This is a genomic window from Neisseriaceae bacterium (assembly GCA_016864895.1).
GTDB lineage: Bacteria > Pseudomonadota > Gammaproteobacteria > Burkholderiales > Neisseriaceae > QFNR01.
In genome coordinates this window covers 68240-87663 of sequence record CP046107.1, presented here as the reverse complement: position 1 = coordinate 87663, position 19424 = coordinate 68240, and the positions used below count along the sequence as shown (strand labels likewise).

Below are 19424 nucleotides of genomic sequence, written 5' to 3'. Positions count from 1 at the left end.
CATCAATATATCGTATAGTCGGTTAGTTTCGTTATTTTGTTTCTTTGGTGTAACATAGCTTGCATCAAACTTATATACATAGCCTCTGCATATTCTCTGGATATTTTTTGACTTTGTACACGATCTTCCACTATTTTATTTAGCGTTTGTAATTCTTCGTAGGAATAATTTAAATCTTCAATACTTTTTTTATACTGCATTAATTGAATTGGCCCTAAGTTGAGCACAGCTAAAGACTGTAAATTAGAGGCGATTTGTGTAATTAGTGCCTCTTCAGTTAACTCAGAGGGCGGTGCTCCATTATCACTAACAGAACAGGCAACTAAAAAGCAGAATAAATTGCTTATAATAAAAAATCTCATATACTTTTTTAGCATAATTAATCCAACTTCATCTCTAAGACTTTATTAGTTTGATTCCTTCTAAATTCTGATAGCTTTTTCTGTAATTCGATGTTACGGTCTGCACTTGCTAATATAGTAATAGCAAAAATTGCAGCATTAACGGCACCTGCCTCTCCAATAGCAAAAGTAGCTACAGGTATTCCTTTAGGCATCTGAACAATAGACAATAAAGAGTCTTCACCCCTTAGATACTTACTTGGTATAGGTACACCTAATACAGGAATCATTGTTTTAGCTGCTACCATACCAGGCAAATGTGCAGCACCCCCAGCACCTGCAATAATTACTTTTAAGCCTCGTTTTTCAGCATTTTCAGCATATTCAAACATTAAGTCAGGAGTACGATGAGCTGAAATGATCTTTGTTTCATAATCAACTTCGAACTGCTGAAAAATTTCAGTTGCTTTGTGCATAATTGGCCAATCACTATTACTGCCCATAATAATACCTACTTTAGGCATGATGTCTCCTTCTTATTATTTACAGAATGCTGAAAAAGCAACCAAAAACCATGAAATAATCAATAACATACCCCCTATCGGTGTCACTGGCCATAAAAATTTAAATTTGTTAGAGCCTAATTTACTTAAATTCAATACATAAATCGAACCTGAAAACATCAACACACCAACAAATACCAAATATACAAGCCAATCCCTATGAACACAAGTAATCGAATCATTCATACTAATAAATAATAAGAACAACGCATGATAAATTTGGTATCTTACCCCTACTTCAAAACTTGTTAATTGCTCAGTATCAAAAATTTTTTTCAATGCGTGGGCACCAAAAGCACCAAAAATAATTCCAGTTACGCCCAACAAGGCTGCAAGCATTTGTATTATTTCATTACTCATAATATTTATCACTTTTTCATTAATAACGTTAGACCATCACCCAATGGTAGCATTACTGAACTAAATCGATTATCGTTCATAATACTCTTATTAAACCTACGTATAACCTGTAGTGAAATCGAATCATCTGTTTCTGCACTTGCTGCTACTTTACCCTTTTGATATGTGTTATCAATCGCAATAATGCCACCTTGTCTGACTAACGGATAGCTATTTTCAACGTAATCTATCAAAAGTGCTTTATCAGCATCAATCAAAACCAAGTCAAAAAAATTATGTTTACCATCTTTCAATAACTCTCTTAGAGTAATTAATGCAGGTTGTAAATATAATTGTATTTTATTTTCAATACCTGCATCACACCAAAACTTCCTAGCAATATCAGTGTAAGTCACACTAATATCACACAAATGTAACTGTCCATCAGAAGGTAAACACAACCCCATAGCTGTACTGCTATACCCAGTAAACACACCAATTTCCAAATAATACTTGGCGTCAACCAGGCGAGCTAACCAGGTAAGTACCTGCATTTGCATAGGATCAATCATCATACCACCCTTGGGATGATGACTATTATAGTCTAGGATAGTCGCTAAAACTTGATGAGTAGGACTTATTTTCTTAATGTAATGTGTAAATACCTCATTATCAATTTGATAGTGTACAGTCATTCTTGTTCAATATTTGGAAAGTAAGTGTAAGGCTTTTTAGGAATTTCTCCTAATTCAAATTGAATTAACTCATCAAAATTTAATGTAACATCCCACAATTTATTTCTATGCTTTAATCTTTGGTCTTGCTCTTTAGGATTATTTTGCAAAAAATCTTGCATAAAATGGGTTGTATCGGAAGTATAATGGTACATAATTAAACCCTGTTAATTTTAACTAACTATTTCGTTATAAAATGCCATTATACTAAATTTTATCCAAAACAACATCCTAAAAATTCGAAAGGTTTTATAATTAGCAAAAATTAATACTTCATTTAAATAAATAACTAAAATATTATGCTTAAGATATTTAAAAACTTACTCTCAAAAAAATTTAGCAATGCTCCTGAGACCACCTCGGAAATCATTCCAATGTCAAGTTTGAATTTATCTCCATCTGACATTAGCAAAGATGCTTTACAAGTCATTGATATATTACATGACAACAACTATGAAGCTTTTATTGTTGGTGGTGCAATAAGAGATTTAATTCTAAATCAAACACCAAAAGATTTTGATATTGCCACTAATGCCCCTCCAGAAGAGATTAAAAAAATATTTAGACGTGCAGGAAAGCATGCACAGATTATTGGTAAGAGATTTCCCATTGTTCATGTTTATACAGGTAGACAAACTTTAGAGGTTTCTACATTTAGAAGTCAAAGTAACTACGTTAACCACGAAGGTAGAATTATTCAAGATAATCAGTATGGATCTATTCATGATGACGCTAATCGAAGAGATTTTACCTGTAATGCACTTTATCTAGATCCGATTAATCAAAATATTCACTCTTATCATAATGCATTGCAACATCTAGAAAATAAAAAATTAATTATGATAGGAGAGATAGAAACAAGATTAAAAGAAGATCCCATACGCATTATACGCGCAGCTAGAATAGCTGTTAAAACTAACTTAACGATAGAAACTTCTTTACTTGAAAATATGCAAAAAAATGCCTATTTACTGCCTAATGAACCTGGTTCCAGATTATTCGATGAGTGGGTTAAAATTATTTACTCTAAACACGCTTATCAATGTATTCTTTTATTAAAAAAACTAAAAATTTTACCTTTTATTCACCCTATTACTAAAGTCATATTTGAGTACCATAGTGATAATGATAAATCACTGGTGAAAAATACTTTACAACAAACCGACTATCGACTCCAAAATAATCAAAGTATTTCTTTAGGATTTGTAATTTCTGCTTTATTGTGGCCAATTGTAGAGAAAAAATGGCAATATAACCAGTCACAAGGGATGAAGCCCCCACAGGCATTACATGAAGCAATTCTGTCTGTGATGAATGAGGATCATATCATTTCGGATATACCTAACAAAAATATAGCAAGTATGAATGAAATTTGGCTTATGCAGAATCGTTTAGAGACTGCCAAATCTAGGCAACAAATCCAGAAATTACTTAATCATCCCAGATTTAGAGCTGCTTATGATTTTTTTGTACTCCGAACTAAAAGTAATAATATCAATGAGAACAAAGTACAATGGTGGACAAAAATTATCGAGAACCAAACTAAACCACCTACTAATCAACAAAATAAAAATAGAAATAGGAAGCCATCAAAAACAGGAAACAACCAAACATTATAAAATAATATTAAAAAGCAATATTAAGTCGTTTTTTAGTTTTGCTATTTTAAGTTAGTCCATTGTAAAATCGGACTTTTCAAATATACTATTGCATTATGTCAGTTTATACCACTTTTGATCTTAAAACACTTGAAACTTTTTTAGAGAATTATTCACTAGGTGAACTAATCACTTACAGGGGTATTTCTGGTGGTATTACTAATACTAACTATTTTGTGGACACTACTCATGGTCGTTACGTCCTGACTATCTTTGAACAATTAAAAGCAGAAGAACTCCCTTTCTACCTCAACTTAACTCTATTTTTAAATCAACACCAAATTGCTTGCCCTGCCCCTGTACCTCAAATCAATGGAAAATTATTTGGCTTTTTGAAACATAAACCCGCTATCTTGGTTACTTGCCTAAATGGTTCTGCAGTTGAATACCCCAATGAACAACAATGTTTTAATGTAGGGGCTATGTTGGCAAAAATGCATGTAGAAAGTACTTACTTTAGCCAAACTATGTCCAATCCTCGATACAAATTATGGTGGAATAATAAATCAAATCAATTATTTAATTTATTACCTAGAAATGATCAATTACTATTAAAAGATGAATTAAATTTTCTAAATAACCATATGATAGAAAATTTACCAAATGGAATCATCCATGCTGATTTGTTTAGAGATAATGTACTAATTTATAATAATGAGGTAGCTGGTTTTATTGATTTTTATTATGCATGCAATGGTCTTTTTATATATGATTTGGCAATAACCATTAATGACTGGTCGAGAACACAAGAAAATACTATTAACATAGAGCAAGAAAAAGCAATCTTAGCCGGCTATGAACGCATACGTGCTTTAACAGATCAGGAAAAAGAATATTTCTTAATCGCCAAACGATCAGCAGCTATTAGATTTTGGATTTCTAGGCTATTGGACTTTCATTTTCCTGTAAGCGGAGAAATTACTTTTACTAAAAACCCAGATGATTTCCGAAATTTATTACTATTCTACCGTCAAAAAAATTAATTAAACAGATCCAGTTGACTATCCACAATAACCTTAGTTTGCCCATCAATAAAATTAATCTTTAGTCTTTGATTATTCTTTAACTTCCTACTGGAACTAACTACATTACCATTAATGTCTGTCACAATACTATACCCTCTTTCCTGCATTTTCTTAGGAGATACAGCTTCTATCAACTGAGAAAAAGTAGTTAAAGTACTTTTCTTTGTGTGAATTAACATTTGCCACTCATGTAGTAAACTATTTTTAATATATTGCAACTCCTTCTTAAGTTCCCCGATTTCTGGTCTATTTTTCTGTAAACTTAAAATATAACGTTGTAATTTTAGGTGGTAGTAATTTAATTTTTCTGAAATCTCATTTTTCAGCAGTACATGATAATGAGTTAATCCTTGTTTTTTCCCATTTAATATTTGTGATGGCTTAATCAATAGCCGTGCTAATAAATCTAAACGCTGACTGGCTTCATTATAACGATTTAATAAAATTTGTTGTATACGATATAGATAACTATTCAATTCCTTCAGTAAATCTTCCTTATTAGGACTAACTAACTCTGCTGCTCCTGTAGGCGTAGGTGCTCTTAAATCTGCAACAAAATCAGTTAAAGTAAAATCAGTCTCGTGTCCTACACCACTAACGACAGGTATTTTACTTTGATAAATAGATTCGACAACTATTTCTTCATTGAAAGACCATAGGTCTTCTAAACTACCTCCTCCTCTGGCAACTATTAAAATATCTACTTCATCCCTATTATTTGCTAAATTTATTGCATTTGCAATTTGTACTGCACTATCTTTACCCTGTACCATAACAGGGTAAATAACAATACCAATCTGACTCATTCGTCTTTTTAAAGTCGTTAAAATATCCCTCAACGCTGCTCCTGAAGCACTGGTTATCACTCCAATTTTTTTTGGGAAAAAAGGAATTGACTTTTTATGTTTAAGATCAAAGTAACCAAGTTTTTCCAATTTTTCTTTTAACCTAATATACTCTATATACAGTTGACCCAAACCTTTAGGCTCAATTTTGTCCACTATAATTTGGTAATGACCTCTTGGTTCATATAAAGTCACTTTACCACTCAATTGAACTTCTTCACCCTCTTTTAAATCAAATTGTGATTTTTTTGCTTGATGTTTAAATAAGGCACAAGAAACCTGAGATTTGTCATCTTTCAAGGTGAAATAATAATGGCCAAGAGATGATTGCGTAATCCCAGAAATCTCCCCCTGAATCCAAAAATTAGAAAAATTAGTCTCTAATAAATGTTTCGCTCTCGAATTCAACTGTGTAACCGTAATAGCATCACTTTTTTCTGTTTTCATTGCGATATACTCAATATTAATCTATGTATTCTACATGATAAAAAGATCGGAATGTTTAAAACATTCCGATCCTATCAAATTGCACCATTTAAAATTTATATTTCAAACCAAAACCTATCATATGCGCACTGGATTTAACTGTCGTACTAGTACTACCACGACTATCAACACAATTTACAGCACCCAAACCAAATTCAACAGAGCCACCACAATAACTACCCACATCCACCTTAGCAGGTTTTAATTTCAAAAAATTATACGACAAACTCAAAGTTAAATTTTGATTATATCTATAATTTGCTCCCATACCTAACATGATTCTGTCTTCGTCCGCCGTAATAGGTAATCGATCTTTAGGATCTCGAACTGCTGATAAAGCATACATCATTCCGAATCTTAATTGTAACGGATCCGAATATTGATAAGTTGCACCGACACTTGCTCTCCAAGTATTACGAAAATTAATAGCAATTTTAGTAAAATTTCCCCAAATCAAATCGGGATGAGTATAATTCCGAGCATCTGGAGCCATTTTAGGACTAATCCAATTAACTTGTAAGGCACGTTGTTTACCATCTCTAGAATACCCAATATTCCCCAATAGATTCAATTTATTGTTAATTTGCCACACACCATTGACTTGCCATAAATCCGGATAATTTAAAGTGTATGAAACTTTCTCATCTGTTGCATAACCAAGCTTTCTATACATATATTCCAACACAGAGCCTACGATAGGTATCGTCCAACCACTACCATAAATATTCCAATTCACATGCCCCTTAAATTTCACAGATGATTTAGACCTATAACTTAGACCCACTCTAACTGCATTATTAATATCCCATAACCAACCAAAAGTGAACCCATAATTCCATGCATCCCCTCTCAACTTAGCATATCCTTCAAATGTTGTTGCAGGTAATGCATGTTGATAACCATTATGTTGATCATTAGCAAAAGGAATCACCCTATCAATATAAGCATTAACACCATAAGTTAAATCTGCAAACTGTCTTAGCTTACTCATTGAGTAAAGTGTATAAAAGCCTATACCTATAGCATGTTTCTCATTAATTTTAAAAGCTAAAGTAGGATTTAAAATAACAGAAACAATTCTTACTCTATTACCATTATATCGAGTCACACTATCAAAAGGATAATCAAAATCAATACCAAACGGTATATAAAGCCCAACACCAAGCACAGCGCTTTCTTTTAGTCTGTGACTAAGAAATATACCTGGAACCTCTAAACGATGACCAATATTACCAGAAGTCTTACCACGTAAAGACTCGTGTGTATTGAAAGTATATCCCCTAGCATCATGATAACTAAAATCAGGCTGTAAAATAAATAAATTATTTTCTATTTGTGTTCCATCTAAATAAATCAAACCTGCCGGATTACCTACTATAACTGAAGGACTTTTGGCTTCTGCCCCATTAGCATTCGCCGTACTGGCCGCATCAGTAGAGTACACTGGAACACCCATACCCGAAGAAAAGATAAAAGAACTAGCAAATGAAAGCAAACTAAGTAAAATCTTTTTTATGTTCATAAACACTCCTGACCACTTTGTGACACATGATATTTAAGCGTAAAATCTCTAAAAACTATCTAGTCTACTCTTTATAAATTTAGAGTAATTATTCTAATTCTATCTTAGAAATACAAATTGATCAAAATATCAATATATTAAGATTTAGTTGAACAATCACCCATCATTTACAAAAAAACAAAATTTTATAAACTAATGCTCGTTAGCTAATATTAATTTTTCTAAATTGGAATAAATTGTCATTGGATAAAATTATCTCTTAATGATGCTTTTGACATTGTGTTCTAATATGTCATCAATAACATTAGGAATTTCAGACTGAATTTCTTTTTGCACACAAGATAACATAATCTCATAATTATTCAATAACATATTTTTAATCATTCCCTCTAGAATATCTTGTAAATGTGGTTTTAATTGTGCTTTAATTGACTCTACAAATTCTTTTTCATCCACAATACATAAATTTTTATTTGGATTCAGATTAGGCTTTACAACAGTTACACTAATCATTGTATTTGGTAGATCTTCATTACTCATTTCTTCATTTTGATCAGATTCATTAGGATTGGCTTTTTCTAACTCTTGAGAATCATTAAAAAATAAAACAGAACTATCTTCCTCACTAATAGAATCTGATTGCAATAAAATATTATCAGATTTCAAAGTCCATCTATTTGCTAACAATATTTGAGTTTCACCTACTTGATCATTGAGCGATTGGTTATGTTCCTGTTGCCATTTCTTTAAATAATATTGATAAATTTTATTTTTGATTTCTGGTGAACTGTTATTATGATTAACATAATCTGCAGAGGTTTTCTTCGTGACAAAATTGATTTTGTTTGTTGTATTTTCTGATCTAACTGAAATATTAGCAAGCTCATTATTCTTTTGAGAATTAAAAAATATTTTTTTCTCTTTTTCCTTACGTTTTTCCCTCATCTCTTCTAAATGACGCAACCAACTAGGGGGCTCTTCTGTTTCTATTTTTTTATGAGTAACCGAACGCGTATTGGATTTATTTTTCTCAAAAAAAACCATAAATGAAATCACCTCTCAAATTAAAAATAAAATTTTATAACACCAACAATTATAATCAGCAAAATCACAAGGTAACCCTAAGCAGAACATTTTAACCTATATAATATTGAAAAAATAGCCTTACTTTTAAAAGTCATTATAATGTTAAAAATTTTTCAAACCTAAGATAAAGATATGTATTAAATTTGTTTTGTTGCATACACTCAAAGACATTTATTTTTAAACAGATAAAATGTAAAATCACGGTGTTTACTTTAAGGTTTTAGGAATTTTTATGATTGATGTACAATTACTCAGAATGAATATTACTCAAGTAGCTCACCAACTCAAAAATAAAGGCTATCATTTGGATAACTCTTTATTTATCAAACTGGAAGAACAGAGGAAACAGTTACAAACTGAAACTCAAAATTTACAGTCTCAGAGGAATATCATATCCAAAGAAATAGGTATAAAAAAAAGTAAAAAGGAAGATATTTCAGACTTGATGAAACAAGTATCTACTATTAATGATCAACTAAATTCTATACAGCAAAATTTTAAAAAAGTTCAGACAGAATTAGAGTCATGGCTATTATCAATTCCTAATATCCCTAATGAGTCGGTTCCTCTAGGCAAAGATGAAAATGATAATATTCAGATTAGAACGTATGGTACACCCAAAATATTTGATTTCAATATTAAAGATCAGGTTGAGTTAGGGGAGACTTTAGGTTTAGACATTAATGCTGGTACTAAACTATCCGGTTCACGCTTTTCCGTTCTAAAAGGTTCTATTGCTAGACTACACAGAGCACTCGCTCAATTTATGATTGACTTACATACAGAACAACACGGTTACACAGAGCATTATACCCCCTATATTGTTAATCCCGATATTTTATATGGTACTGGGCAATTACCAAAGTTTGCACAGGATATGTACCAAGTCATATCAGGAGATACTGAATCTGAACAAAAAAGCCAATACCTGATTTCTACTTCGGAAATCACTCTAACCAATACTTTCAGAGAGAAAATAGTTGATGGTCAACAATTACCTTTCAAAATGACTGCTCATTCTCCCTGTTTTCGATCAGAAGCAGGTTCTCATGGTAAAGATACAAAAGGATTAATCCGACAACATCAATTTGATAAAGTAGAAATGGTACAAATAACTCATCCAGACAAATCTTATGAAGCACTTGAAGAAATGGTTTCACATGCTGAAGCTGTCTTACAAGCATTAGAGCTCCCTTATCGAGTTGTTATCTTATGTACAGGTGATATGGGATTTAGTGCTGCCAAAACTTATGATTTAGAAGTTTGGATTCCATCAGAAAATACTTACAGAGAAATTTCAAGTTGCTCTAACTGTGAAGATTTTCAAGCAAGAAGAATGAAAGCAAGATTTAAAGACGAAAATGGTAAAAATAAACTGGTTCATACTTTGAATGGTTCAGGTGTTGCTGTGGGTAGAGCTTTGGTTGCTGTTTTAGAAAATCACCAAAATCAAGATGGTTCTATTTATATCCCTGAAAAGTTAAGACCTTATATCAATGGGTTAAGTAAAATTAGCCAAGATACTCAATTTACAACCCTAAAGTAAACAACACATGGAAACAACCAAACAAAAAAACTTAACCCCCTATCTCACTTTTGACAGAGAACAATGGTCAGAGTTAAGAAATAATGTACCATTAACACTAACTGAACAAGATTTAAAACCATTATTAGGCCTTAACGAAAATCTTTCTTTGGATGAGGTTAGTACTATTTTTTTACCGCTAGTACGTTTGATTAATTACTACATTGAAGAAAATATCAGACGTCAAAATGTATTACATAACTTTTTGGGGATTAAACTTAAAACTATGCCTTATATTATAGGTATCGCCGGTAGTGTTGCTTCTGGAAAAAGTACTACATCTCGTATTTTACAAACTATCCTCAGTCAATGGCCAAATCGAAGAAAAGTAGATCTGGTCACAACTGATGGCTTTTTATACGATATGAATACACTAGTAGAAAAAAACCTTATGAATAGAAAAGGTTTTCCTGAGTCTTATAACATGCATAAACTACTGCGATTTATATATGATGTAAAATCTGGGAAAAGACACATCAAAGTACCACTTTATTCACAACTTACTTATGATATTATCCCTAACCAGCACGAAATAGTTGACCAGCCCGATATATTGATACTAGAGGGTCTAAATATTTTACAAGACAACACAGTTAATTTAGATTCTGACCATCTTGTTTTTGTTTCTGATTTTGTGGATTTTTCTATTTATGTAGATGCCAGTGAAAAGTTACTAGAAAAATGGTTTTTAGAAAGATTTCTTAAATTAAGAGATGTTGCTTTTAAAGATCCAAATTCTTATTTTCACTCTTACACACTAATTAGTGCTGAAGAAGCGATAGTATTTGCCAAAGACGTATGGAAAAATATTAATGGTCTAAATCTACAAGAAAATATTTTACCTACTAGAGAACGAGCTGATTTAATTCTAACTAAAGGTGAAAATCATACAATTGACACAGTTAAATTAAAGAAATAATTATAGGAGTTTTATACATTGAACCCATTTACCTCACTTGGATTGTCACCAGAAATAGTTAACACACTAAATCAGTTAGGTTTTGAAGAACCTACTGATATTCAAAAGACTGCTATTCCAATAATTATGGCTGGAAATGATTTACTTGCTATCGCTCAAACTGGAACTGGTAAAACTGCTACCTATGCACTGCCTACAATTGAGCGCCTCAAAAGATATGCAAATAATAGTACTTCCCCTGCCATGCATCCTGTTAGGATGTTAGTTTTAGTACCTACTCGTGAACTCGCTCAACAGGTTCAAGAAAATATTGCCTTATTCGTACAACATATTCCTCTTAGATACGCAGTTCTTTATGGCGGGACAAATATTAACCCTCAAATTGAACAACTGCGGCAAGGCATTGAAATTTTAATAGCAACAGTTGGCCGTCTAAATGATTTAATTGAACAAAAAGCAGTACAATTGAATAAGGTAGAAATTGTTATTTTAGATGAAGCAGATAAAATGCTCGATATTGGTTTCTTTGATGATATTTGTAAAATATTTAGCCATTTACCTAATAAAAAACAAACAGCTTTGTTTTCAGCTACTTTTTCCAAACAAATAGAACTTCTGACTAAAGAATTTTTATACCAACCACAACGTATTGAAATAGCACCAAAAAATACAACTAATATTAATGTAGTACAGCATTTTGTGGGTGTTGATAATCCACAAAAAAGGACACTGTTGTATACTTTGATTTCTGAACTAAATATGTATCAGGTGATTATTTTTTGCAATACCAAAGCAACGGTAGAGAGAGTAGCACATTATTTAACACGAAAAAGAATAAGTGTACTTTCTATTCATGGCGATAAAACTCAGAGTAACCGAACAGATACATTATTGAAATTTAAACAAGGCAATATACAGGCATTAGTTGCTACTGATGTTGCAGCAAGAGGATTAGATATTGAAGCATTACCTTTTGTGATTAATTATGATTTACCACAACAAGTTGAGAATTATGTACATAGAATTGGTCGCACAGGGCGTGCAGGTGCCAATGGTGTTGCTATTTCATTGGTTGAAGAATCTAACATAGAACAATATCAAAATATTTTGTCCTTAACCAAACAAAATATTAGAATTGAATTTATTGATCTTTATAAACCTTACTGGTATCAAAAGAAAAAAATTGCACTTGAAATCCAAAATCCATCTCCACTGTCAGAACAACTTAATACATCCAGACAAAGCAAAGAAAATACTTTAATTATTTGTCAACCAATTCCTGGCAGAAAGAAATACATCAGAAAAAAAGAAGACTGTGCATTGTTACTTCCCAATTACGGACTAGATCAATCTAGTTAAAAAATAACTATTATGAAGATTATTTTTTCAAAACTCAGAAAAATAGTAGAGACTCATTGGCAAAAATCTAACCCAATTACCTCAATTGTTTTAACACCTTTATCATTTTTATACAAACTAGCTAGTAAAACTAGATTTTGGCTATACCAACAATCCATTCTTGCTTCACAAAAACATCCATTACCCATTATTGTAATAGGTAACCTACATGTGGGAGGAACCGGCAAAACACCAACAGTCATTTACCTAGCACAAGAACTTACTCAAAAAGGTTTTAAAGTCGGGATTGTCAGTCGAGGTTATGCTAGAAATTCCCATGAAACTTTACAGGTGTACATTCATGGATCTGCCAAAAAATACGGTGACGAACCATTATTAATTGCTCAAAAAACAAATTGCCCAACAGTTGTTTCTCCACAACGTAATCATGCAATTAACTATCTACTCAACCATTTCCCTGATTTAGATATAATTATTAGTGATGATGGACTCCAGCACTACCAAATGAAAAGGGATATAGAAATTGTCGTTTTCCCTTATAACGATGTTAATAAACCTTTAAAGTTATTACCTAACGGCCCCTTAAGAGAGTCCTTGACTAGATTACAGTCCATACCTTTTATTTTGATTTCTAATATACCAGAAGATGCTATTAATAAATATCAAGTTAGGGAATCTATTGCTTCTTATCACAGTAAAATATTTTTTTCAAAAACTCAGTCTAATAAACTATATCTACTCAATCAACCAGAGCAAGTCATTCAATTTAGTTTTTTCTATCATAAACAAGTGGCTGTAGCTTGTGCTGTTGCTAACCCAGAAAGATTTTTTTCTAAGATAGAAGAATCAGGCATTACTATACGTGATAAAATTGTTTTTCAGGATCATAAAACACTCCCTATTAAAGAGTTAGCAAAGCAATATGAATGTGTTATCATCACGGAAAAAGACGCAGTAAAAATTCATAACATATCACTTAACAATGTTTTTGTTCTACCCATCACAATATCTGTTGAAAGTGGTTTCCCCGATGCGGTTATTGATTATTTAAAAGAACATTACAATAGGAATTAACATGGATAAGAAACTATTTGAAATACTAGTTTGCCCTATCACTAAAGGCAAGCTAATCTATCTTCCTGAAAAACAGGAATTAATTTCTAAACAGATAAAACTGGCCTTTCCTATTAAAGATGGCATTCCTATCTTACTGGAATCTCAGGCCAGAACTATCTCACAGGAAGAGTATGACGCCCTCAGCTGATTTTACAATTTTAATTCCCACACGACTCGAATCTTCCCGATTGCCGAATAAGGCATTAGCGGATATTCTTGGAATCCCAATGATTATAAGAGTTGCCAATCAAGCGAAGAAGAGCCATGCAAAACAAGTCGTCATCGCTACTGATAGTGATAAAATCGCTGAAGTTTGCCAAAAATTTAATTTCTCATTTATTAAAACCAGTAGTAGCCATCAAAGTGGTACTGATCGTTTAGCTGAAGCTGTACAAAAACTAAACATACCTGATGATGAAATTATACTTAATATACAAGGTGATGAACCGTTGATTAATCCTCAACTAATTAACCAACTGGCTGCTAAATTAGCTGGCTGTAGTACACCTATAGCCACATTGGCACATCCCATTTATTCAGAAGAAGAATATAAAAATCCTAATATTGTTAAGGTAGTCTTAAATAAAAATCAAGAAGCTATGTATTTTAGTCGCTCACTCATTCCTTTTTTAAGGAATAAAAATCCTGAATTATCGATATTGAGACATATTGGGTTATATGCTTATCGTGCTCAATTTCTAAAAACCTATTATAAACTAGGCACTTCCTCATTAGAACACGTAGAGTCATTGGAACAATTAAGAATTTTATGGCATGGCTATGCAATTAGTGTACTAGTGACAGAAGAAAAGACTAGTATAGGTGTTGATACACCAGAAGACTTAAATAAAGTAATTGAATTAATTAAAAAAAATAAGGAATTATTATGAAAATATTACTATTAGGCCCACCAGGCGCAGGTAAAGGGACTCAAGCTAGATTTATTTGTGAAACATTCAATATCCCACAAATATCTACTGGTGATATGCTAAGGACTGCAATTAAAGAAGAAACTCCTTTGGGTCTACAAGCTAAAAAAGTTATGAATTCAGGAAATCTTGTCAATGATGATATCATTATTAGCCTTGTCAAAGAACGAGTTGCTCAAGATGACTGCACTAATGGTTTTTTATTTGATGGCTTTCCTCGTACCTTAGCACAGGCAGAAGCAATGATAGCAAATAATCTTGAATTGGATTATGTGTTTGAATTGAAAGTACCTGATGAAGAAATTATTAAAAAGATGTCTGGTCGCTGGGTACATTTACCTTCAGGACGTACCTATCATACAACGTTCAATCCACCTAAACAACATTATATAGACGATATTACAGGTGAAAAATTAATACAACGTGAAGATGATAAGGAAGAAACAGTTCGTAATCGCTTAGATATTTATCATCAACAAACCGAAATTTTGTCTGACTTCTATAAAAAACTATATCAAACCGGTAAACTAATTTACGTTGAAGTCGATGGGACGCAATCAATTAATGATGTCAAAAATGAGATTCTAAATGTTTTAAATCAGTAAATAAATCCCTCTTCTAGAGGGATTTATAGCCATGATATTTCTTATTATTTTAGGAACAATTTACTAAAAAGTTGCTAGAAAAAATTCTTTTGTATATTGATTATATTGATTATTCAACACATAAATATTATGAACCGAATTTAACAATCATCAAATAATAAAGTATATCCTACAATCCTTTTTTTATTAGAATTGCTATTAATCACTTTTTAAATTGATAACTAAATCTTTAGTTTCTCTTAATACACCTTTTGCCTGCTTCAATCATCTATACAAAAAAGATGTTTGCAATAATCCAATCACATTCCACCATGATAGGTAGAGAAGATTGCTAAATATTAAAAGATAAAGACATATCAATTTCAAATTATCTTTATTTTTATCGAAGAATAAGCAGAAAGATATACCAACAGGAAAAGCAAAAATAATTTAAAAATAACTACCAAATCTAAATTAAAAATATAGATCGAAACGAACTGTACTGCCTACCGTTAGAGAGAAAACAAAAATATTGCCATAAAAATTAAAATATAGTCATGTTTTTAACTTCGAAGAAAAGTCTACAGATTTGTAGCTTAGTAATTTATCATAAATTATTATTTCTTATTTTTTTCTATAATTTTATTAAATAAAAGAATTGCCATCACTGATCCAATAAAAATCATCTTGAAAACAGCACCTAACATTCAGACAAAATTTATCAGTCATTAAATAATTTAAAAAATTCAAAAATTACCTGGATAATAACCACAATCAGAATTACACTAATGATAAAAATTGTCATTTTTCCTAATCAAAGTGTTCTTAATAGGCTCTTTTCATAACCTCATCATATATCCGTTAGCGTAGCATGAAAAACAATAGTCAGTAACAAACCACTTCTGATACTCAACTATTAAATCAGAATTTCTATTTAACAGAACCCTACAGAATTATATGTTTAAATTAATAACTTAAAAGATAAAAATTTCATTTTAAATAAATAGATAACAAATTTTAGAAATTTTGGCCAAAAATTTAAAAATTATGAAATATGGTATTATGGCGTGAGTCACAATAAATTATCCTTGAAGCTAACTAACTTATGCATCCTGTGATATTGTTTCTATACAACGCTACTATTGCTTTTCAGCTTGGTGTATTCTTCATATAGACCTTATAGATCTAATCCTAAAAAAACCATCATATTAAAAAACAGACAAGTTTTTTAAGTTTCTCTATATTAAAATAACATGCAATTATAAACAGCTATAGTATCTTACTCATGCTAAACATATATTCACATAAACGTATAATTGGCTCTGGATAAATACCGAATATCAACAAAGCTAACCCATTAAAACCTAGAAATATTTTGGCGAACATAGCCAAATCTAAATCTTTTTTGGATGATTCTTTTTCTGGAGCATCAAAATACATTACCTTCACTACACGTAAATAATAGAAAGCACCAATCAAAGACATTAAAACGGCAAATACTGCTAACCAAGTCAATTGACTGGCAATTAATGCCTCAATAACATAAAACTTAGCATAAAAACCTACCAATGGAGGTATCCCTGCCATTGAAAACATGGCTAACAACATAATAAAAGCTAAAACTGGATGTCTACTATTCAGACCTGCTAAATCAGACAAATTTTTGCATTCTTTTTCTTTGATAGAAGTTGCCATTAACACAGCAAATGCAACACTAGACATACCTACATATGTAATAGCATAGAACATGGCACTGTAAAATCCTTGCCAATTATAACTAAGAAACGATGTACCATCATATTGGAAATGATTAGCTGAAAATCCCAAAATTATAAATCCCATATGTGAAATCGTTGAGTATCCCAACATTCTTTTGATATTAGTTTGAATAATAGCAGCTATATTACCTAATAACAAAGAGGCAACTGCAATAATTTGTAACATCAAAGAGATATCTGTTAGGTTTGTGCCTAAAGACTCTAATAAAATTCTATAAGCAAATACCACAACAGCTATTTTAGGTGCTGTACCCACAAACATTGCGACTGAAGTAGAAGCTCCCTCATACACATCAGGTACCCACATATGAAATGGTACAGTGCCAAATTTAAAAGCAATCCCAACCACTGAGAACACAACTCCTAATAACAATAGAATCTGTTTAGAATCAGCTAAATTTTGGCTTCTTTGGAATACTTCTAACATATCCAAAGTTCCTGTAGCACCGTATATCATAGAAATACCAAATAACAAAATACCAGAAGCAAGTGATCCCAGAATAAAATATTTTAAACTTGCCTCACTTGAACTTATAGAATTTCGTTTCAAAGCAATCAAGGCATACAACGCTAAAGATAATAGCTCTAAACCAATGAACATCATGACATAGTTTATAGAACTAACCATAATATTCATACCTAATAAAGCAAATAATATCAATAAATAATACTCACCTTTGTATAAATTTTGTTGTTTCAAATATTGTCTCGAGTAAACCAACGCAACAAATGTTAATATATACATAATTAACTTTGATACATTGGATAAACCATCATTAATGCACATGTTATCAAAAAATAATATTGGTTCTGCATGAAAAGCTTGATTGAAGGTGACTGACAATTGAATGATAAATATAATAATAAGACCCAACAAAGTAAACTTCTCAGTAATTTTGCGATTCTTATCTGACATAAATAAGTCAATAACTAAGACCAAACCCAATAATATCAACAAGCTAACATCTGGCAAAATAAGCCAATCAGGTTGAGTCATTACATATGAGGTGAAATTTGCTAATAAATTCATTAATGAAAATCCTTATTAAATCTTAGTTTGTGCTACTAAATTAACCAAATTTTTAGCAGACTCATGTAAAACACTACTAAACATTTCTGGATATAAACCCATTCCTAATACGGCTACTGCTAATATCACTAATACACAATACTCACGCTTATTGATATCTTTTAGTTTAGCTACCCCTGGGTTAGCAATAGCTCCAAATATCACTCTCTTATACATCCATAAGGTATAGGCAGCACCTAGGATCAAAGTCGATGCAGCAAATATCCCTACAATAAAGTTAACTTGTACAGAACCCATTATAACCATGAATTCACCCACAAATCCCGATGTACCCGGTAATCCAGCATTGGCCATTGCAAATAACATCATAAAAGTAGCAAATTTAGGCATTACATTTGCAACACCACCATAATCAGTAATATTTCTACTATGTATCCTATCGTATAGAACCCCTATACACATGAACATTGCAGCAGAAACAAACCCATGAGAAATCATTTGCATCAATGAACCTTCCAAGGCTGTAATATTTAGATTATTATCAGAAAATAAAAATACACCTAATGTCACAAACCCCATATGACTAATAGAAGAATATGCTACCAATTTCTTCATATCAGTCTGTACTAAAGCAACAAACCCAATATAAACAACAGCGATTAAAGACAATATAATAATGACAGGTGCAAAATACCTTGATGCATCAGGTAAAATAGGCAACATAAACCTCAAAAAACCATATCCTCCAATTTTCAAAGTTATTGCCGCTAATACTATAGATCCTCCCGTTGGTGCCTCTACATGGGCATCCGGTAACCATGTATGCACAGGAAACATTGGCACCTTAACTGCAAAAGATAAAAAGAAGGCGATAAATAACAATATCTGAGTACCCATTGCAATGTGAGGGATATTATAAAAGTCCAGTATTTCAAAACTACCATTTGCTAAGTATGAAAGGTAGATCAGAGCAACTAACATTAACAATGAACCTAACAACGTATACAAAAAGAACTTTATTGCAGCATATACTTTTCTAGGCCCTCCCCATATACCAATAATTAGATACATAGGAATTAGCATTCCTTCAAAAAAAACATAAAATAAAATAGCGTTCATGGATGCAAATGCACCATTAATTAATCCAGACATAATCAAAAACGCAGCCATGTATTGAGAGACATTTTTCTTAATAACCTCCCACCCCGCTATAACCACCAAAAAGGTAATTAGGCTATTTAATAGCAGGAGTAACACAGAAATACCATCAACCCCCAAATGATAATTAAGATTCAAAGCAGGAATCCAAGAATAAAATTCTTGATACTGCATCGAAAAAATACCTTTGTCAAAATTAAAATATAAAGGTAATACAACTAAAAAACTCAATAAACTCCCTATAAGAGCCAATACTTTTGAAATTTTTTCTCTAGAATTGCCACCTGTTATCAAGATGACAACACCAAATACGATCGGAAGCCAAATAGCTAAACTTAAAATATAATCCATACTCCAGCACCCAACT

At 31.7% G+C, this 19424-nt stretch carries 19 protein-coding genes; 9 read left to right on the top strand and 10 right to left on the bottom strand.

The features are described 5' to 3' along the window. Window positions 1-2 precede the first annotated feature (2 nt). Genes GKC53_00410 through GKC53_00390 form a run of 5 tightly spaced genes read right to left on the bottom strand, consistent with a single transcriptional unit; the run spans window position 3 to window position 2132 of the window. Window positions 3-377 (bottom strand): hypothetical protein, encoded by a 375-nt coding sequence (locus GKC53_00410; protein QRN40642.1) that lies wholly within the window; start codon window positions 375-377, stop codon window positions 3-5. Window positions 378-379: 2 nt separating this feature from the next. Then, complete coding sequence (purE, locus tag GKC53_00405) at window positions 380-865, bottom strand: 5-(carboxyamino)imidazole ribonucleotide mutase (GenBank protein QRN40641.1); 486 nt, start codon at window positions 863-865, stop codon at window positions 380-382. Between the two features lie 15 nt (window positions 866-880). Further along, window positions 881-1264 (bottom strand): DUF423 domain-containing protein, encoded by a 384-nt coding sequence (locus tag GKC53_00400; GenBank protein QRN40640.1) that lies wholly within the window; start codon window positions 1262-1264, stop codon window positions 881-883. Window positions 1265-1272: 8 nt separating this feature from the next. Further along, window positions 1273-1938, bottom strand: coding sequence for a methyltransferase (locus tag GKC53_00395; GenBank protein ID QRN40639.1), 666 nt, complete (start codon window positions 1936-1938; stop codon window positions 1273-1275). Beyond that, complete coding sequence (locus tag GKC53_00390) at window positions 1935-2132, bottom strand: DUF3460 family protein (GenBank protein ID QRN40638.1); 198 nt, start codon at window positions 2130-2132, stop codon at window positions 1935-1937. Before GKC53_00390 ends, GKC53_00395 begins: the two co-directional genes overlap by 4 nt. Before the next feature lie 144 nt (window positions 2133-2276). Here GKC53_00390 and pcnB point away from each other — a divergent pair, with 144 nt between their 5' ends. Further along, window positions 2277-3596 carry a polynucleotide adenylyltransferase PcnB gene (pcnB, locus tag GKC53_00385; protein QRN40637.1) on the top strand — a complete coding sequence of 440 codons (1320 nt, stop codon included), beginning with the start codon at window positions 2277-2279 and terminating at the stop codon, window positions 3594-3596. A gap of 95 nt (window positions 3597-3691) precedes the next feature. Then, window positions 3692-4618, top strand: a complete 927-nt coding sequence (thrB, locus tag GKC53_00380; protein QRN40636.1) for a homoserine kinase — start codon at window positions 3692-3694, stop codon at window positions 4616-4618. Here thrB and GKC53_00375 read toward each other — a convergent pair. The 3 genes from GKC53_00375 to GKC53_00365 form a co-directional block, all read right to left on the bottom strand. Then, window positions 4615-5952: an exodeoxyribonuclease VII large subunit gene (locus GKC53_00375; protein ID QRN40635.1), complete on the bottom strand. Its 1338-nt coding sequence runs from the start codon at window positions 5950-5952 to the stop codon at window positions 4615-4617. The genes thrB and GKC53_00375 overlap by 4 nt on opposite strands. Window positions 5953-6040: 88 nt before the next feature. Then, window positions 6041-7513, bottom strand: coding sequence for a hypothetical protein (locus GKC53_00370; protein QRN40634.1), 1473 nt, complete (start codon window positions 7511-7513; stop codon window positions 6041-6043). Window positions 7514-7765: 252 nt separating this feature from the next. Beyond that, window positions 7766-8557: a hypothetical protein gene (locus tag GKC53_00365; GenBank protein ID QRN40633.1), complete on the bottom strand. Its 792-nt coding sequence runs from the start codon at window positions 8555-8557 to the stop codon at window positions 7766-7768. A gap of 274 nt (window positions 8558-8831) precedes the next feature. Between GKC53_00365 and serS the strand changes: the two genes are divergently transcribed. The 7 genes from serS to GKC53_00330 are packed head-to-tail and all read left to right on the top strand — an operon-like array spanning window position 8832 to window position 15112. Then, window positions 8832-10145, top strand: coding sequence for a serine--tRNA ligase (serS, locus tag GKC53_00360; GenBank protein ID QRN40632.1), 1314 nt, complete (start codon window positions 8832-8834; stop codon window positions 10143-10145). Window positions 10146-10152: 7 nt separating this feature from the next. Then, the gene (locus GKC53_00355; protein ID QRN40631.1) at window positions 10153-11103 is read left to right on the top strand and encodes a type I pantothenate kinase; all 951 of its coding nucleotides are present in this window, start codon (window positions 10153-10155) and stop codon (window positions 11101-11103) included. Between the two features lie 18 nt (window positions 11104-11121). Then, window positions 11122-12462, top strand: coding sequence for a DEAD/DEAH box helicase (locus tag GKC53_00350; GenBank protein QRN40630.1), 1341 nt, complete (start codon window positions 11122-11124; stop codon window positions 12460-12462). 12 nt (window positions 12463-12474) lie between these two features. Then, window positions 12475-13536, top strand: a complete 1062-nt coding sequence (locus GKC53_00345; protein QRN40629.1) for a tetraacyldisaccharide 4'-kinase — start codon at window positions 12475-12477, stop codon at window positions 13534-13536. A 1-nt stretch (window position 13537) separates the two neighbouring features. Beyond that, on the top strand, window positions 13538-13726 hold the full coding sequence (locus GKC53_00340) for a Trm112 family protein (protein QRN40628.1): 189 nt from the start codon (window positions 13538-13540) through the stop codon (window positions 13724-13726). Beyond that, window positions 13710-14468, top strand: a complete 759-nt coding sequence (gene kdsB, locus GKC53_00335; GenBank protein QRN40627.1) for a 3-deoxy-manno-octulosonate cytidylyltransferase — start codon at window positions 13710-13712, stop codon at window positions 14466-14468. The genes GKC53_00340 and kdsB overlap by 17 nt, the downstream gene beginning before the upstream one ends. Then, on the top strand, window positions 14465-15112 hold the full coding sequence (locus GKC53_00330) for an adenylate kinase (protein QRN40626.1): 648 nt from the start codon (window positions 14465-14467) through the stop codon (window positions 15110-15112). Before kdsB ends, GKC53_00330 begins: the two co-directional genes overlap by 4 nt. 1248 nt (window positions 15113-16360) lie before the next feature. Here the strand turns inward: GKC53_00330 and nuoN are convergent. Together nuoN and GKC53_00320 are read right to left on the bottom strand one after the other, a co-directional pair. Continuing rightward, window positions 16361-17866 carry an NADH-quinone oxidoreductase subunit NuoN gene (gene nuoN / locus GKC53_00325; GenBank protein ID QRN41798.1) on the bottom strand — a complete coding sequence of 502 codons (1506 nt, stop codon included), beginning with the start codon at window positions 17864-17866 and terminating at the stop codon, window positions 16361-16363. Window positions 17867-17914: 48 nt separating this feature from the next. After that, window positions 17915-19408 carry an NADH-quinone oxidoreductase subunit M gene (locus tag GKC53_00320; GenBank protein ID QRN40625.1) on the bottom strand — a complete coding sequence of 498 codons (1494 nt, stop codon included), beginning with the start codon at window positions 19406-19408 and terminating at the stop codon, window positions 17915-17917. Between the last annotated feature and the right edge of the window lie 16 nt (window positions 19409-19424).

Excerpts from the sequence above, each read along its gene's own strand:
- purE (QRN40641.1), bottom strand. The coding sequence starts at position 865 with ATGCCTAAAGTAGGTATTATTATGGGCAGTAATAGTGATTGGCCAATT.
- GKC53_00340 (QRN40628.1), top strand. The coding sequence starts at position 13,538 with ATGGATAAGAAACTATTTGAAATACTAGTTTGCCCTATCACTAAAGGC.
- GKC53_00375 (QRN40635.1), bottom strand. The coding sequence starts at position 5,952 with ATGAAAACAGAAAAAAGTGATGCTATTACGGTTACACAGTTGAATTCG.
- GKC53_00365 (QRN40633.1), bottom strand. The coding sequence starts at position 8,557 with ATGGTTTTTTTTGAGAAAAATAAATCCAATACGCGTTCGGTTACTCAT.
- GKC53_00320 (QRN40625.1), bottom strand. The coding sequence starts at position 19,408 with ATGGATTATATTTTAAGTTTAGCTATTTGGCTTCCGATCGTATTTGGT.
- serS (QRN40632.1), top strand. The coding sequence starts at position 8,832 with ATGATTGATGTACAATTACTCAGAATGAATATTACTCAAGTAGCTCAC.
- nuoN (QRN41798.1), bottom strand. The coding sequence starts at position 17,866 with ATGACTCAACCTGATTGGCTTATTTTGCCAGATGTTAGCTTGTTGATA.
- GKC53_00395 (QRN40639.1), bottom strand. The coding sequence starts at position 1,938 with ATGACTGTACACTATCAAATTGATAATGAGGTATTTACACATTACATT.
- GKC53_00410 (QRN40642.1), bottom strand. The coding sequence starts at position 377 with ATGCTAAAAAAGTATATGAGATTTTTTATTATAAGCAATTTATTCTGC.
- GKC53_00355 (QRN40631.1), top strand. The coding sequence starts at position 10,153 with ATGGAAACAACCAAACAAAAAAACTTAACCCCCTATCTCACTTTTGAC.
- GKC53_00390 (QRN40638.1), bottom strand. The coding sequence starts at position 2,132 with ATGTACCATTATACTTCCGATACAACCCATTTTATGCAAGATTTTTTG.
- GKC53_00345 (QRN40629.1), top strand. The coding sequence starts at position 12,475 with ATGAAGATTATTTTTTCAAAACTCAGAAAAATAGTAGAGACTCATTGG.
- kdsB (QRN40627.1), top strand. The coding sequence starts at position 13,710 with ATGACGCCCTCAGCTGATTTTACAATTTTAATTCCCACACGACTCGAA.
- pcnB (QRN40637.1), top strand. The coding sequence starts at position 2,277 with ATGCTTAAGATATTTAAAAACTTACTCTCAAAAAAATTTAGCAATGCT.
- GKC53_00370 (QRN40634.1), bottom strand. The coding sequence starts at position 7,513 with ATGAACATAAAAAAGATTTTACTTAGTTTGCTTTCATTTGCTAGTTCT.
- thrB (QRN40636.1), top strand. The coding sequence starts at position 3,692 with ATGTCAGTTTATACCACTTTTGATCTTAAAACACTTGAAACTTTTTTA.
- GKC53_00400 (QRN40640.1), bottom strand. The coding sequence starts at position 1,264 with ATGAGTAATGAAATAATACAAATGCTTGCAGCCTTGTTGGGCGTAACT.
- GKC53_00330 (QRN40626.1), top strand. The coding sequence starts at position 14,465 with ATGAAAATATTACTATTAGGCCCACCAGGCGCAGGTAAAGGGACTCAA.